This is a genomic window from Pseudomonas sp. LBUM1670, assembly GCF_059695695.1.
The window spans coordinates 965,897-981,146 of sequence record NZ_CP166783.1; the positions used below are offsets into that span (position 1 = coordinate 965,897).

The 15,250-nt window shown below is 55.0% G+C and carries 14 protein-coding genes and 1 pseudogene; 6 read left to right on the forward strand and 9 right to left on the reverse strand.

Annotated elements, in window-relative coordinates; translation table 11 throughout:
• Positions 1-11: 11 nt before the first annotated feature.
• The gene (locus ACA073_RS04345) at positions 12-350 is read right to left on the reverse strand and encodes a DUF3565 domain-containing protein (RefSeq protein WP_497401887.1); all 339 of its coding nucleotides are present in this window, start codon (positions 348-350) and stop codon (positions 12-14) included.
• Between ACA073_RS04345 and ACA073_RS04350 the strand changes: the two genes are divergently transcribed.
• From ACA073_RS04350 to ACA073_RS04360, 3 genes are all read left to right on the forward strand, one after another.
• Complete coding sequence (locus ACA073_RS04350; RefSeq protein ID WP_007901600.1) at positions 319-804, forward strand: FKBP-type peptidyl-prolyl cis-trans isomerase; 486 nt, start codon at positions 319-321, stop codon at positions 802-804. The genes ACA073_RS04345 and ACA073_RS04350 overlap by 32 nt on opposite strands.
• A gap of 122 nt (positions 805-926) precedes the next feature.
• The gene (locus tag ACA073_RS04355; RefSeq protein WP_497401889.1) at positions 927-1,409 is read left to right on the forward strand and encodes a glutathione peroxidase; all 483 of its coding nucleotides are present in this window, start codon (positions 927-929) and stop codon (positions 1,407-1,409) included.
• 214 nt (positions 1,410-1,623) lie between these two features.
• Positions 1,624-2,727 (forward strand): NADH:flavin oxidoreductase, encoded by a 1,104-nt coding sequence (locus tag ACA073_RS04360; protein ID WP_497401891.1) that lies wholly within the window; start codon positions 1,624-1,626, stop codon positions 2,725-2,727.
• A 105-nt stretch (positions 2,728-2,832) separates the two neighbouring features.
• Here the strand turns inward: ACA073_RS04360 and ACA073_RS04365 are convergent, their stop codons facing one another.
• Positions 2,833-4,032, reverse strand: a complete 1,200-nt coding sequence (locus ACA073_RS04365) for a glycosyltransferase family 4 protein (RefSeq protein WP_497401893.1) — start codon at positions 4,030-4,032, stop codon at positions 2,833-2,835.
• A gap of 40 nt (positions 4,033-4,072) precedes the next feature.
• A pseudogene (locus ACA073_RS04370) lies at positions 4,073-4,300 on the reverse strand (EI24 domain-containing protein); the annotation flags it as partial.
• 392 nt (positions 4,301-4,692) lie between these two features.
• Here ACA073_RS04370 and ACA073_RS04375 point away from each other — a divergent pair.
• Entirely contained in the window at positions 4,693-5,001 is a 309-nt protein-coding gene (locus tag ACA073_RS04375) for a hypothetical protein (RefSeq protein ID WP_497401894.1), read from the forward strand.
• Between the two features lie 59 nt (positions 5,002-5,060).
• Complete coding sequence (locus ACA073_RS04380) at positions 5,061-5,492, forward strand: response regulator (RefSeq protein ID WP_497401895.1); 432 nt, start codon at positions 5,061-5,063, stop codon at positions 5,490-5,492.
• Positions 5,493-5,546: 54 nt separating this feature from the next.
• Here the strand turns inward: ACA073_RS04380 and ACA073_RS04385 are convergent, their stop codons facing one another.
• The 4 genes from ACA073_RS04385 to ACA073_RS04400 all read right to left on the reverse strand — a co-directional run bounded on the left by ACA073_RS04385 (position 5,547) and on the right by ACA073_RS04400 (position 10,475).
• Positions 5,547-5,765 (reverse strand): hypothetical protein, encoded by a 219-nt coding sequence (locus tag ACA073_RS04385; RefSeq protein WP_497401896.1) that lies wholly within the window; start codon positions 5,763-5,765, stop codon positions 5,547-5,549.
• Between the two features lie 517 nt (positions 5,766-6,282).
• The gene (locus ACA073_RS04390) at positions 6,283-7,851 is read right to left on the reverse strand and encodes a long-chain-fatty-acid--CoA ligase (RefSeq protein ID WP_497401898.1); all 1,569 of its coding nucleotides are present in this window, start codon (positions 7,849-7,851) and stop codon (positions 6,283-6,285) included.
• A gap of 56 nt (positions 7,852-7,907) precedes the next feature.
• Positions 7,908-8,648 (reverse strand): TorF family putative porin, encoded by a 741-nt coding sequence (locus ACA073_RS04395; RefSeq protein ID WP_497401899.1) that lies wholly within the window; start codon positions 8,646-8,648, stop codon positions 7,908-7,910.
• 87 nt (positions 8,649-8,735) lie between these two features.
• Positions 8,736-10,475: an amidohydrolase gene (locus tag ACA073_RS04400; RefSeq protein WP_497401900.1), complete on the reverse strand. Its 1,740-nt coding sequence runs from the start codon at positions 10,473-10,475 to the stop codon at positions 8,736-8,738.
• A 107-nt stretch (positions 10,476-10,582) separates the two neighbouring features.
• On the opposite strand from ACA073_RS04400, the gene ACA073_RS04405 reads away from it, so the two are divergent.
• Complete coding sequence (locus ACA073_RS04405; protein ID WP_497401901.1) at positions 10,583-11,494, forward strand: LysR family transcriptional regulator; 912 nt, start codon at positions 10,583-10,585, stop codon at positions 11,492-11,494.
• Between the two features lie 360 nt (positions 11,495-11,854).
• Here ACA073_RS04405 and ACA073_RS04410 read toward each other — a convergent pair whose 3' ends face one another.
• Positions 11,855-12,475, reverse strand: a complete 621-nt coding sequence (locus tag ACA073_RS04410) for a recombinase family protein (protein WP_497401903.1) — start codon at positions 12,473-12,475, stop codon at positions 11,855-11,857.
• A gap of 1,219 nt (positions 12,476-13,694) precedes the next feature.
• Positions 13,695-14,540, reverse strand: a complete 846-nt coding sequence (locus ACA073_RS04415; RefSeq protein WP_497401905.1) for a hypothetical protein — start codon at positions 14,538-14,540, stop codon at positions 13,695-13,697.
• Positions 14,541-15,250: the final 710 nt, after the last annotated feature.

Sequence of the window (15,250 nt, forward strand, 5' to 3'; positions counted from 1 at the left end):
TCTACCGAAATTCAGTCGCCAAGGTTATCGCTAACCGAGCCTTGTGCGCACCAACCACATTCAAAGGGCTGACCTATTTTTTCATTACGCAGCAGTGGGTCCATAACCCAGGCGCGCGATTGCCACGGCGGCTGGTGCCGCAGGTGTTGCGTGTGGCCACAGGACAGCTCGGCCACCCAATGCCCGTCCTCGTCCTGATGGAAACCGGTGACCGTCGAGCCTTTCGCCGCGATCCGTCTGTCCGGGTTGTGTTCGCTTTCGGACGATTGCTTCGCTAAACTTGGCCTTTCTAAATTCTTATGCAAAAGGTCTCGCCCCATGCTGATCGCCGCCAATAAGGCTGTCTCCATCGACTATACCCTGACCAACGACGCTGGTGAGGTCATCGACAGTTCCGCCGGCGGCGCGCCGCTGGTCTACCTGCAAGGTGCAGGCAACATCATCCCGGGTCTGGAAAAGGCTCTGGAAGGCAAAGCAGTCGGCGACGAGCTGACCGTAGCCGTTGAACCTGAAGACGCTTACGGCGAGTACGCTGCCGAACTGGTCAGCACCCTGAGCCGCAGCATGTTCGAAGGCGTCGACGAACTGGAAGTGGGCATGCAGTTCCACGCTTCCGCTCCGGACGGCCAGATGCAGATCGTCACCATTCGCGATCTGGACGGCGACGATGTCACCGTCGACGGCAACCACCCGTTGGCCGGTCAGCGCCTGAATTTCCAAGTCAAGATCATCGACATCCGTGATGCCAGCCAGGAAGAAATCGCTCATGGTCACGTCCATGGCGAAGGTGGTCATCACCACTGATTTTCTGCGCTAAGCTCAGAGAACTGGAGAGGCGCCCGAGGGCGCCTTTTTAGTCTGCGGCTGTCCTTGGTGGCATCGCCAAGAGGCTGTTTCGAGTAGAACACGGGAATTTGGAGTTCGTCATGAGTGCTTTTCACGACCTTAAATTGACAGCCCTTGATGGTCAGGAACTTCCGCTGGCGCCCTTCAAGGGGAACGTCGTGCTGGTGGTCAACGTTGCCTCCAAATGTGGCTTGACCCCACAGTACGCGGCGCTGGAAAACCTCCACCAACAATACAAAGGCAAAGGCTTCAGCGTGCTGGGCCTGCCGTGCAACCAGTTTGCCGGGCAGGAGCCGGGCACCGAGAAAGAGATCCAGGAGTTCTGCAGTCTCAACTATGGCGTGACCTTTCCGTTGTCCAGCAAGCTGGAAGTCAACGGTCATGAACGGCACCAGCTGTACCGTTTGCTGGCAGGCGAGGGTGCGGAATTTCCGGGTGACATTACCTGGAACTTCGAGAAATTCCTGCTGGGTAAGGATGGTCGCGTACTGGCGCGGTTCTCGCCGCGTACGGCGCCGGATGATCCTTCTGTCATCCAGGCGATTGAAAAAGCGCTGAGCTGATATTCCGCAATCAAGATCAAAAGATCGCAGCCTTCGGCAGCTCCTACAGGTGTTCACATTCCTGCGTAGGAGCTGCCGGAGGCTGCGATCTTTTTGCTTCTGCGTTTTGACTCTTAATCACCCAGATCAATAGTGCTGTCCATCGCTCGACACTGCGCATATTATCGGCGTCATAAAATTCCATCCCGTCGATATCGTTTTCGTGGAGCGCCCCATGCCTGTCAAAGCCCTGTTCAAACCGTTCCACCTCGGCACCCTTGAACTGCCGACCCGTGTCGTCATGGCCCCGATGACCCGCTCCTTCTCGCCGGGTGGCGTACCCAATTCCAAAGTGATCGAGTACTACCGTCGCCGTGCCGCCGCCGGAGTTGGCTTGATCATCACCGAGGGCACCACCGTTGGACACATCGCCTCCAACGGTTATCCGAATGTTCCGCATTTCTACGGTGAAACCGCATTGGCCGGCTGGAAGAAAGTCGTCGACGCGGTGCACGCCGAAGGCGGCAAGATCGTTCCGCAACTGTGGCATGTCGGCAGCGTGCGTCGCATCGGCACCGAGCCGGACGCGAGCGTGCCGGGTTACGGCCCGTCGGAAAAATTGAAGGAGGGTCAGGTCGTGGTTCACGGCATGACCAAACAAGACATCCAGGACGTGATCGCCGCGTTCGCTCAAGCCGCCAAAGACGCGCAAAGCATCGGCATGGACGGCGTGGAAATCCACGGTGCTCATGGTTATCTCGTGGACCAGTTCTTCTGGGAAGGCAGCAACCAGCGCACCGACGAATATGGCGGCAGCCTGGCCAACCGTTCGCGCTTCGCCATCGAGCTGATTCAGGCGGTGCGTGCGGCGGTCGGTGAAGGTTTCCCGATCATCTTCCGTTTCTCCCAGTGGAAGCAGCAGGATTACACCGCGCGTCTGGTGCAAACCCCGGAGGCGCTGGGGGAATTCCTCAAGCCGTTGTCCGACGCCGGCGTGGACATTTTCCACTGCTCGACGCGCCGTTTCTGGGAGCCGGAGTTCGACGGTTCCGAGCTGAACCTGGCCGGCTGGACACGCAAACTGACCGGCAAGCCGACCATCACCGTGGGCAGCGTCGGCCTGGATGGCGAGTTCCTGCAGTTCATGGTCAACACCGACAAGATCGCGCAGCCGGCCAGCCTGGAAAAACTGCTGGAGCGTTTGAACAATGATGAGTTTGATCTGGTGGCAGTGGGTCGTGCGCTGCTGGTGGATCCGGACTGGGCGCAGAAAGTGCGGGATGGTCGTGAGGAAGAGATCCTGCCGTTCAGCCGTGAGGCGTTGATGACCTTGGTTTAAGCCGCGTCTGGTCGGGCCTCTTCGCGGGCAAGCCTCGCTCCTACAGTATTGAGTCGTACTGCTCGACATACATCCTGTAGGAGCGAGGCTTGCCCGCGAAGCTTTTCAAGGCAGCAACGCCACATCAGGCAAAACCTGTTCCTGCGAACAAGCCCCCCGCAACTGCCCCTCAAACTGCTCGATAATCGCCGCCCACCCCTGACGACTCGCATGCTGACGCGCATTGAGCCTTATGCAACGCAAGGTTTCGCGCTCTTCCAGCAACCACGCCGCGGCATCACTGAAGGCCTCTTCATCCCCCGGCATCGCCAGCACGCCGTTGTAGCCGTGGCGGATATGCTGCGCTGCCGCCGCCTGATCGTAAGCCACCACGCCCAGCCCCGAGGCGAGCGCCTCAAGCACCACATTGCCGAAGGTTTCGGTCATGCTCGGAAACAGAAACACATCTCCGGATGCATAGTGGCTGGCCAAGGCTTCGCCGCGTTGTGAACCGCAGAAAATCGCCTCGGGCAGTTCTTGCTCCAGCGACGCTCGTTGCGGGCCGTCGCCAACGATGATCAGTTTTATTTTTCGCTGTGGATAAGTCGCTGTCAGCGTGTCGAAGCAGCGCTTGAGCAAGCCAAGGTTTTTCTCCGGCGCCAGGCGACCTACGTGAATCAGCGCAATGTCCTTCTCCGCCAGGCCCCATTGCTCGCGCAACGATGACAGGCGTTTGATCGGGTGAAACAACTGACTGTCGACCCCTCGGGACAGTAACGCCAGGCGTTCGAATTGCCGGCGCTCCAGCTCCAGGCGCTGGCTGACGCTCGGCACCAGGGTCAGGGTCGAGCGATTGTGAAACCAGCGCAGGTAGTGGGTCAGCAGGCGCGTGAGCAAGCCGAGCCCGTACTGGTTGGAGTACTGCTGGAAATTGGTGTGAAAGCCACTGACCACCGAAATCCCCAGACGCCGTGCTGCGCGCAACGCGGACAAGCCCAGCGGTCCTTCCGTGGCAATGTAAAGCACGTCCGGGCGCTGACGCTTCCAGCGCCGCAGCAGCTTGTGCATCGACGCCTGACCCCATTGCAATCCCGGATACCCCGGCAGCGGCCAGCCCCGGCACAGCAGCAACTCATCGTCGCTGCCCAGCTGCTGATCGCAACCTTGCCGTGGCCGCACCAGTTCCACCTGATGCCCGCGCGCGCGCAAACCGTCGCACAAGCGGCCAAGGGTATTGGCCACGCCGTTGATTTCGGGAGGGAAGGTTTCGGTGATCAGAGTGATATGCAGAGCTGTCGTCATGACCTCAGTGTCGGCTGAGGCCATGTCGTCAGTGTGTCGTTTTGATGATGGATTTGTGACAGGCTCAGCGTTGCGTCACCAGACTCTCTGCGCCGCGCTCCCGCACCCAAAACAACGTCGCCCCCGCCACAGCCGCCGGCATCATCAGAATGTTGACCACCGGAATAAGCAACACCAGATAAACACTCCCGCCGAAACTCATGCTCTGCCAGCGCTTCTCGCGCAGCCAGGCGAGCATCTCGTTCCAGCCGAGTTTGTGGTTGTCCGCCGGGTAGTCGATGTACTGGAAAGTGAGCATACATCGTCCTAAAGCCACGTCTTTCACTGCCCTTTCCCAAGGGAGTGAGCGGGAAATGTATCAGCAAGATGGATGTTCTGAAAAGATGCCACGCGGCTTTCCTAACGCTGGGAATCAGGAATCGTTGCAGCCCACATCGCTGATCAGGGTGAAACAGGTTGGTCGAGAACAAACGGGTGAGCACTGATTTGTTACAGCCATCAGGCGAGTGGGTAAACCAGCAAGCAATCCAAGCCGCTCTGGCGGATTCCTACGACCGTAGTTGAGGAGTTTGCAATGCATCGAAAGTCCGTCTGACCACCAGTGGGCTCACCACCCATCGCAGACAGATTGAACGCCGTCGTCCAGCTTTATACTGTACGTAAATACAGTATCTTGTGCGTATGATGGATGACGATCTGATTGATGATTCGGGCTTTGACCTTGGGTTGCCCACCCGCGTAGAGATGCTTAAGCACCAGTGTGATTTGCTTTGCTCTGAGCTGGAGACAACAAGGCGGGATTTGCGAAGGGCCCACAAAACCATCGCGGGGATGATCGTCATGTACCGGGAAAGCTCGACTGAACTGGCAACGTTGAAGGTTGAACACGAACGGCTGAAGTGGACGCTGAGCGACCTATACCGGAAGGAGTCGGAGCGTGAAACGGCGAAGATGGTGTACATGTACGGCGACTATTCCAATCGTAAGTCGTAGACCCAGCATGCCGAAGGTGAAAGACTGGTCTACCAAACTAGAGGGTGGATAACCCGGCCATGGAAGTGAATTTTCGGCTTCAGCCAATCGACGGCGAAATCGTTATTGTCCAGGACGATGACCTCTTGCGTGATCTGATGCGAGAAATCTTGGAGGATGTTGGCGCTCAGTGTGTTGCGTTCGACACTGCTGATGACGCTCTGATCCACCTGCTCCAATCTAGTACGCAGTGTGCCCTGATCATTGCTGACCATGGGCTGCCGGGGCAGGTTCAGGGTGCTGAGCTAGCTGTGCTTGTCCGTGACAGATGGCCCAACATACCAATAGTCATAACAAGCGGCTGGACCAACACCTTTATCGGACTGCCCAAATCTACTAACTTCCTTCCAAAACCGTGGACACTTGAAGGTCTGGTCATGGCTGTTGCTGATTTGCTTCAACCGGGCGTGCCCGCGTCCAAGATTTCAACACCGCCCCGCATTAGCGACTGAGAGTCAGGCTGGGTTTAACATGCACCTCTATAAGCGACGGAGGTTCGGCGGTGGCTAGGACTGCCGTAGTCGCATAATCACACCTGTGATCGCTTGAGCATTCGTATCCAGCGTTTCCATGGCTGCCAGTGCGTTAGCGGCGACACTCCCCACACCATTCTCTGAGAGCCACTTAGTGACCTCTTCAATTGCCGCACATATGGCGTGCTGGTTGTGTAAGAGCAGCGTCAGTGCGTCCGCCGTTGCGACGTTGGCTTCTGTGCTATCCGGCATGGCTATCATCCTTGAGTGATGGTGCGAGAAGCTTAGGTCAACTGGCCGCTGGCTGGGGCCATTTTCCCAATCCGCTGACACCTGGGTAATTGCACTGACTTGACCACCCATTTGCATCTGACTTGACCCGCACACTTAGCCACCATGACCGGCATGTGAACGGCCAAAAGCAGTCTGTCGACAACAACAATTCTGCCTGATTATTTGCGGATATCAGGTTCAAGGCGTGCCCCTGAATAACTGATGCCTTCCAGTGATGCTTTCGTTGTTGCACGTTAAATACCAAAATTTTTCACGAACGAAAGCACTTTTCCCACTTCAATTGCAGCCAAGCCGAAAAAGCCATAGTAGAGCCTTCGCTAGCTATGGCTGCGTGTCGCCTGATGACCTGCACAGTATCCAGGGTGCAGACAATGCCAAGTCGAACCAGTCTTCTGAATCAGCACTTCGTCAGTGTTACTGCCAATGCGATTTATCGCGGTTCAAGTAGCCAATTGCTGCATTGCGCACCGGCGTTCTAGGCAATTTGACGAGCTCGGCTCTCCCAGAACGGCTTGCGCAGTTCCGTCTTCAACACTTTCCCGACACTGGATAATGGCAACGAGTCCCGGAACTCGACACTACGCGGAACTTTGTAACCGGCAATGGATTCGCGGCAGTGGGCGATAACTTCTTGCTCGGAGATACGTGCGCCAGGGTTGCAAACGATCACTGCGTGCACCGTCTCGCCCCATTTATCGCTGGGAATACCGATTACTGCAACCTGGCTAACAGCCGGAAGCCTGACGATGGCGTTTTCGACCTCGGCGGTATAAATGTTCTCCCCGCCACTCACAATCATGTCCTTAAGCCGATCGCAGATAAATACGAAGCCATCTTCGTCCATGTAGCCACCATCGCCGGTGTGCATCCAGCCGTTACGCAACGCTTCGGCAGTGGCTTGTCCGTTGTTCCAGTAACCGAGCATGACACTCGGCCCGCGTACGATGATTTCCCCAACGGACCCACGCGGCACCTCCCGGTCTTCGGCATCAACGATACGGATTTCGACGCAGTTGACCGGCAATCCCGCCGAGTACATCTTGCCGCTGCGCTGATGCTCCTCGCAGTGATACTCGGCGTCGAGGATGCATGCGAAGGGCGACAGTTCGGTCATGCCGTAGCCCTGGATGAAGTCGGCTGCCAAAAAGGACTGACGGGCTTGATCGAGCAGTGCCGGCGAGATGGCCGAAGCGCCATAAGTGATCTTCCTTAGCGCGCTCAGATCAAGTTTGGCTGCCGCAGGATTGACTTCGCGCCAATCGAGGAGCATCTGCAGCATGGTTGGCGCCAGCCTGGTATTGCTGATCCGTTCCATGCCGATGCATTCAAGTACCTCCTGCGGCCTGAAGGTCGGTAACACCACATGCGTACCTCCGCTAATGAACAAAGAGATCATTGCCGACAGATCGGCTATATGGAACATCGGCATGGCGTGTAGGAAGATAGTCTGAGGTCCGATCCCGGTCTGGTTGAAAGTGGCCAGGGCTGATAGAACGAGATTGTTATGACTGAGCATGACCCCCTTGGGAAAGCCGGTGGTTCCACCGGTGTAAAAAATACCCAATAGAGAATCACCACCACGAAGGGCATCTTCGACCGGCTCATACTGGGTGATCAGCATTTCGTAGTTGAGCATGCCCGGTGGAGTTTCCCCCTCACCGGCATAAATCATCACACGCAGGGTTTTCGCAGCAGCGCTGATTTTTCCTGCCAGATCCATGAAGCTGTCATCGACGATCAGTACACAGGTTTCAGAATCGTCCAATGAATAGACGATCTCCGCAGCGCTCCAACGGATGTTCACCGGGTTGAGCACGGCATCGGCCCAAGGGACCGCCAGATAGTATTCAATGTACCGCTGCGAGTTCAGCGAAAGCATAGCCACCCGCTCGCCGCTGTTCACGCCCAGGCCTTTTAACGCGCCGGCCAGTCGGGCGACTCGATCGCCCAACTGGGCAAAACTCAGGCTACGACCCTGGTAACGAATGGCCGGTATTTCGGGACGCTGTTGCATATGGCGATGCAACCCTTGGGTCAAGTACATCGAAATCTCCCGCCTTATTTTTTAAAGAGTTGCAGGTTTCTTAACTGAAGGTTTGATCAAAACGTCTTGCTGGCACTGACCACTACAGTCGCCGTGCACACATCGGTGTAACCGTAGTAACTCGCGCACTCGCTCTTGGAAAGATCCGTGTCGACGTAGCTAAGGCCCCAGTTGACCCCAAATGCGCTGCGGGTCAGCTTGGCTTCCCATTCGTGATAATCACCTCGAGCCTTGCCACTGTTTGACAAAAACACATCATCCTTGAAGTCGAAACGGCCATAGCGGACTTCCAGACCGACCTGATCCACAATCTCATGGCTGTACCCCAAGTAGGTGTAGAGCGTGTCCTGGTCTTTCCCTACAAAGTTCTTCAAGTCGTTGGAGTAATAACTGCCGAACTTGAAGCCGTAGGCTTTGAGGATGGCGTAGACCTCACTCATGTTGAACTGTGCTTCCTTGGCATAGGTGTACTTGAGATACCCCACATCAAGGCTGACATCGTCATTGAATGGAATGAAAAAGCCTGCGTAGTAATCTTGTTCAAGCCGCGTTTTCAGGTTCATTCCAAAGTCGACGTTTGAGGTCCAGACACCCGCGTAAGCACCGCTACTGTGTATCAAGGTGGCTTCCAACTGCGCAGCGGGGTCGCCAAGTGTCATGGATAATCCGCGGCTGCGGTAATCGCTGACCACCTGCGGCTTGAGCTCCAGTTGCAGGTCGTCAGTCAGCGGCACAGCCCAGGCAGCAAAAGGCATAAGCGTGCAGCAGACAGCGGTCGTAAGGGCAAGGCGATGCATAGGTCGAATCCTGTTTATTATTATTGGCAGGCAAGACTTCGTTCTTCCCGTGCCCCGAAGGGCACAGGTCAGGCATACGTTGGGAGGTTATGGGTGGCTGTAGACTTCGCGCCCGGAAAAGTAGGTCTTGAGCACTTGGGTGTCAGCCAATTGCTCATCGGGCACGCTGAACACATCGCGGTCGAGGATGATCAGGTCAGCCTGTTTGCCCGCGGCGAGAGAGCCAATCTCCTTATCTAGACCGATCGCACGGGCGGCGTTGCGGGTGTAGGCGTAGAACATCGTTTCACGATCGATATCCTCATCCTTGTTGAGCACTCCCTTGGGGCCTTTGCGGCTGATGGCCTGACCTATGGCTTTCCACGGGTTGGGGGTACTGATAGGCCAGTCGCTGGCACCGGCAATGGTTGCGCCATTTTTCAGCAACGAGCGCGCCGGATACATGAACTGAAACTGCATGGCACTGATGTAGGGTTTGAGTAAATCAATGCTCAATTCGTCGGCAGAGGCCCAGTACAGCTGCATGGAAGCAATGACGTTCAGCGGCTTGAAGCGGGTGAATTCCTTGGGATTGACCATTTGTAAATGGGTGATCGAATGAGTCACACCGCTCTGCCTGTCGTGGCGTGCCTGCTCAATCCCGTTGAGCGATTCGCGGACCGCCCGGTCGCCAATGGCATGCACATGAACCAGCCAGCCACGGGCATCGGCGGCGCTGACCAGCTCTCCGAAATGCGCGGGATCGATCAGCAACTCGCCTCCCTTTTTTGAGTTCTTGTAGGGAGTCAGTAACGAGGCGGTTTGCGCAGGAAATTCGGCGACGCCATCAGCGAAGATCTTGATGCCCGGCAGACTGAGATTGTCGACGCCACTAAACTGTTTCCTGACCTGATCCAGCACCTCCAAATCCGCAGGTTTACTCTTCGGATTGGCAACCATCAGCGCAGCCACCCGCAACTCCAACTCACCTTTTTCCGACAGTGTTTTGTAGACAGGTAAAACCCCCAACGTCTGTGCTGTAGGCTTGAAGTCGAATACCGAATCGCCAGGCATGGTATTTGCTGCCGGGTCCATCAGGGCCGTAATGCCCAGGCTGTGATTGAGGTCGCGTGCAGCCCGGCCCGCAGCCATCAACTGGTCGAAGGAAGGAGAAGGAAGCTGAGACATCACCGCAGACAATCCGGCATCTGCGACGAATCCATTGGGAGTGCTGTCCTCATGGTGGCCGATGGTCGCCACGGCTTCGCCCTTGAGCGACTTGACCCGCTCGGCATCGATACCTGCTCGCTTGAGCATCGCCTTGTTGGCCCAACCGGTGTGGTAATCCCAGCCGATAAACGCAATAGGGGTTTCAGCCCATTCACCGTGATTGAAGTGTTTCTCAAATTGAGCCACTTCACTCCAGTAGGTAGAGGGAAAACCACTAATACTGAGTATGTCGCCGTGTCGCGCCTTGCCATCATCTCGCCACGCGCGCAAACGCTGCTCCAGTTCGTCGAAGGGCAGCATTTGTCCTTCAAGGTCGGCCGCCTTGAGTTTCATCCCGCCACCGATGGCATGGCTGTGGCTGTCAATGAACCCAGGCATGACAACCTTACCCTTCAAATCCACCACTTGGGTCATGGCATCTTTGAGCGAAAGAATCTCGACATCACTGCCGACCTTCAGGATACGGCCATCGGCTACCGCGACCGCTTGTTGCAGCGGCTGACCTGGCTCGGCCGTGAACACCTTTGCGTTGTACAAGAGCAAGTCGACAGCCGCCATGCTTTCCATTGATGCAAAAGCGACAGCAATTGCCAGTGTCGTCCCGAGAACCTTCTTCATTGCCTGAACGCCTTTTTTTATTAGAGTGTTCGGGAGACTATCCAAAGGAGGCAATGTTAAGAATACCTAAACCCCGAAAGACATACTTTCCAGAAAGGTAAAAATGAATGGACCAGCTCGGCGCTATCACTATGTTCGTCGCCACGGCAGATCAGGGCAGTTTTACGCGCGCGGCCTCATACCTGGGCAAAACCACGTCGGCTCTGACCCGGGCGGTAACCCACCTTGAGACGGAATTGGGCACACGTCTTTTTGAGCGCTCTACCCGCCGAATTGCCCTAACCGAGGCCGGACAGATCTATTTGGCAAGCGCTCGACAGGTGCTGATTCAGCTACAGCAAGCTCGGGAAGATCTTGCGCAACTCCAGCAGGAGATGTGTGGCACCTTGCGAGTGGCGGCGCCACCGTCCTACGCTCCAGCGTTTCTGAATGCGGTGTGCTGTCGCTTTCTTGATAGATACCCCCAGATGCGTCTTGAGGTAATCCTCACCGAAGAGTTCGTGGACCTGCTTGAGGGCAGCTACGATCTTGCTGTGCGTGACGGACCTGTGGGGCCGGATCTGATTGCCCGACCACTGACCGTCAACCGTATCCGACTTTGCGCTAGCCCACGCTATCTAGAGCGCAAGCCTCTAGAAGTCCTACCGCAAACGTTCGATCAACATGACTGGTTGATCTATCGACACCCTGCACTGAACCCGCATTACTGGTGGTTTACCCATGAAGGCGAGCGCCGGCGAATAATTCAGCCCGTCCCACGCCTGTCTAGCGATAACTATGATCTTCTGTTTAATGCGCTGCTGGATGGGCAGGGATTGCAATTTTGTCCACAGTGGAGTGCAGCTCCCTATCTGCGGCGTGGCGAACTTGTGCAACTTCTCCCCGATACAGACCCGGACCCGGAGCAATTCGGTTCTACAGTCCATGTAATCTATCCGGCACACAGACGCCACACACGCAAACTCCTGGCTTTTATTGAATGTCTTGGTAACTACCTAGAAGAAGAGGCGCTGCATTAAAGGGGCAGCGCGGTACTGAACAAACGTGCTTATGGAGAAGGATTTTTATGCCGGCCATCAGTGGATAGTCCCCCTAAATGACCGGCTGTTATGGGTCGTTCTCTGCCGGTCGTAGGCCACACTTTGAAATCTGCTGATACCCAAACTTTTCAAAATCGGCACCTACCCTGGATCGAATATCGCCCTTGAATCCGTGACGAAATATCAACGAGGTATCTGGCAGAACGGCAGATTTCCCGCACAGGGTGGGTCGAGGTTAAGAGCCATTCCCGTACCACCTCGCTGTCAGCGGCTACAAATTCAAAATATCACTGGCATGAAGTAGCCGCCCGTAGGCGGGTGATGTCACGCTGATGGGGCTCACAGAGCCAGCTCCCTCTTGATGCGGTACACGGTTGCAATACCCACGTCGGCAATCTTGGCGACTTCTTCCACGGTGTTGCCGTTCCGCTTAAGCAAGCCAGCTACCTTGTCCCACTTTGCTTGATTACGCCCCTTGCCCGCTGGCTTCCACTCAGGTTCAGCGGCACGCTTGTTCTCCAGACCTTCCCGAATTCGCTGTACCCGTTTCTCCTGATCCAGTCGGGCCATGGTTGCCATCAGGTCCAGCAACATGCTGTTGATTACTTCCATGATTTGTCCGGTGATGCCCTTGTCCTCAACCATCATATGGCTGGTGGGCAGATCGGCCACAACCAGGCGAAGCCCCTTGGCCTTAATGGTTGCCTTGAGAATGTCCCAGTCGGCTTGTGAGAGGCGACTCAGGCGGTCTACAGACTCCACCAGCAGCACTTCACCTTTTTCGGCAGTGTCCAACAGGCGCATCAGTTCAGGTCGATTGAGTTTTGTGCCGCTGATGTTCTCGGCGTACACACCAGTGATATTCAAACCCTTGTCAGCAGCGAATGATTCCAGTGCGACTTTTGCACGGTGGGCATCCTGATCCTTGGTTGATGCACGCAGGTAAAGATGAGTATTCATGACCTACTATCCTTTGCTCTAAAATTCGATAGGTCAATGATAATAGAATCGTATAGCTATCTGCAATAGATATCTGATAGTGGTTTTGAGGGTGTTGCCGGACTACCAGACTTGTCTACTTCTCTAATAGTGATCTGGGGTGCGGCTACTGGGAGCTGTGGCCCAAAGCTGGGCTGCTGCTGGGGTGTCTTGGAAAGGTGTCGCAATGCGAGAGCTTGAATCACTGGGCCGGAACCCCGGCTGGGTGGAATCCTGAAAATGTGCGTTTTCCCACATTTAATGCGGGGATTCCCGCATTTAGCTGCACCCGATGGAAAGTTGCACGGAAAGAGAGGCTGGCTTAGGCCTGTAGTGGCATATGGCCCATAATCAGGAGTCTTGGCTGGGGAGAAGGCTGGGATTGTGACCAGAATGGTGGATATGGTCACGAATGGGATTAGTTATTGCATTAGCTATTTGAGGGAGGCCTGTAGGGGAACATGTACTCAGAACTGAGTGTATCTTTCACGCCCGGCGGGGAATGCCTGTAGAGTGTTTGGAGTTGCAGAGTTATATGTGACGTACCGTCACGCGATAATTAACTTATGCCGCTCGGCATGGTTAACATCAAGATCAAGAGCAGGGTGGTGGCTGCAACCACTATCCACCCTACTGAATAGAATTGTTAACTTGCCTCACGGCATAACATTTAATTAGTGGGGCAGGGGCAGACAAGCCCCACACGCTTTTGATCTGAGCCGTGCAGGTATATGGTGACTGACAGTCACGGATAACTTACTTCTAAGTCTGTAACCGCCATCATTTCTACCTGTGCCTTAGGGCACGACTGACAACTGTTCAAGTTCCAAGGGAGGGAAGGGGGGAGCCCCCTCCCGCTTTTGCTTTGAATTGTGCAAGGGAAACTGGTGACTATAGTCACAACTAACACTTCAACACTAATTAATCGTGGCGGATACGCCACAGCATAAGAACCTCTACAGTATTATGCACAGTTAAAGGCAAGATCAAAAGCGGGGAGGGGCTTATTGCCACTTCTCTCCCCTTTACTATATAGAGTTATAATTCGTGCCTAAGGCACAGATAGTAATTCTGTAGCGTAGACGCTACAAGTTATCTATATAAGATATTATACCTCATACAGTAACGTGTCCGGCTTTCGCCATACACTTAGTATGGAGGGCGCGAATTTCAATTCCCGGACAGATGAGAATGGTTGTCGTCAGACAAACCTGTCTTCCACTTCTTTCAGCCAGCCTTGAGAGTCAACGAAGTCTAGGAACGGATTTATGCCTTTCGGCTCAGGGTAGTATTCCGGTTTCTCATCCTGCCAGTCACCTTCATCAACGGGCATGAGTGCGTCTGGTGTTCCCTCAAGCAAGTCAGTCAGGACAAGTGAACGCTCCAGCAATAAGGCCAACGGTTCTTTCCCACCATAGCCTTTTACTGCCATTTTCAGTAGGTGGCGCTCCACGGCGTACAGTTGCTTGCGTTGGGCCAGGTCAGCCTCTTCACTATCCTCTCGCCAGCGTGTGGCGTGGAGTTCCATATACTGGTGCGTGTGGGCTTTAATCCTGAGCATCAGGTCGGCAGCAGCAGTTTCCAGAAACTCACGCCCCTCAGTTGGCGCTTCCTCATCCACCCAGTCCATCACGAACAGGACGTTGCAATCTTCCTCTGCTGCCCGGAGTCTCACCTTTTGTTTAACCCGCTTGATGGTGCTCTGATCGTAATTGCTGACGTAGTTACCTGTAGTGGTGTCCCACTCCGACCGGTATTCCTCATGCATGATGTTGCGTAACTCGTAATCGCGAATGCCGTACTGCGTTTTAGCCAGCGAAAACACGCGCTCTACTGTTTTGGTGAATGGCGCTTGAATCTTTGTGACGACCTTCTTCGCCTTGGGGGGCTTAGTAATTCCTTTGGTTAAGTCTTTGACTTTACGCTCTGGTACTCCGGTTGCATCATGAATGTTTTTGATTGACATGCCGCCTTTTCGAAGCTCGATGACGGTTTCTTCTACCGGAGTTAAATCGGTATTGCGTGTTGCGATAGTGCTAAGTTCCATTGTACTTCTCTTCGTTAATTAAATTGGTTTCATAGATAAGCCCTCAATTGGTCGCCGGTTGTTGATTTCCGGAAACGCATAAACCCATATCGCAGACGACAGTAATTCGCTCTGCTCAGAGGCCTAATGGCTTGAACAAGTAAAGTAATAGTCTGGTATGGGAAGTTGCTGTATCCAGCCTTAAAGGGTGCACAGGCTGGTGAAGTCTCGGTTTATACAGGGGAAGTTGGTTAGCGTCAATCGTGAAGGCATCACTATCCAACGTAACTGTGCTGCCCGATGGCTGTTTGCAGTACTCGCAGTTCTACTGTCAGCTCGAGGGCCCTTGGGGCGTAGTTGGCACTTTGAAGGGCTTGGGCACCTCAGTACACGCCAGCGGTCGCCGCACTAATTGTGGTCCTGGAGAGGGTCAGACAGGGTGTCTACTGCACGACGTGCAAGCACGTATGCCTTGGAGGGGCGGCCCCCCGGTTGATGGCAAAACCTTTTCCTCAAAAGTGAGGGAAAGTGCCTTGGCCATCTTCTTGATGTCGCGCCTTACGTTGTCGTGCTCCTTCCCTATCAGGTTGTGGATCTCTACGCAGATCATGGTCAACGCCCCGCCTAGGGGCAACAGCGTTTTGCCCACTCGTCGTTCCGACTCTTATCAGCGGTCCAACAGGGCAGCGGCGAACTCTGAAGAGAGCTGGACTACAACGATGATCGAGTCA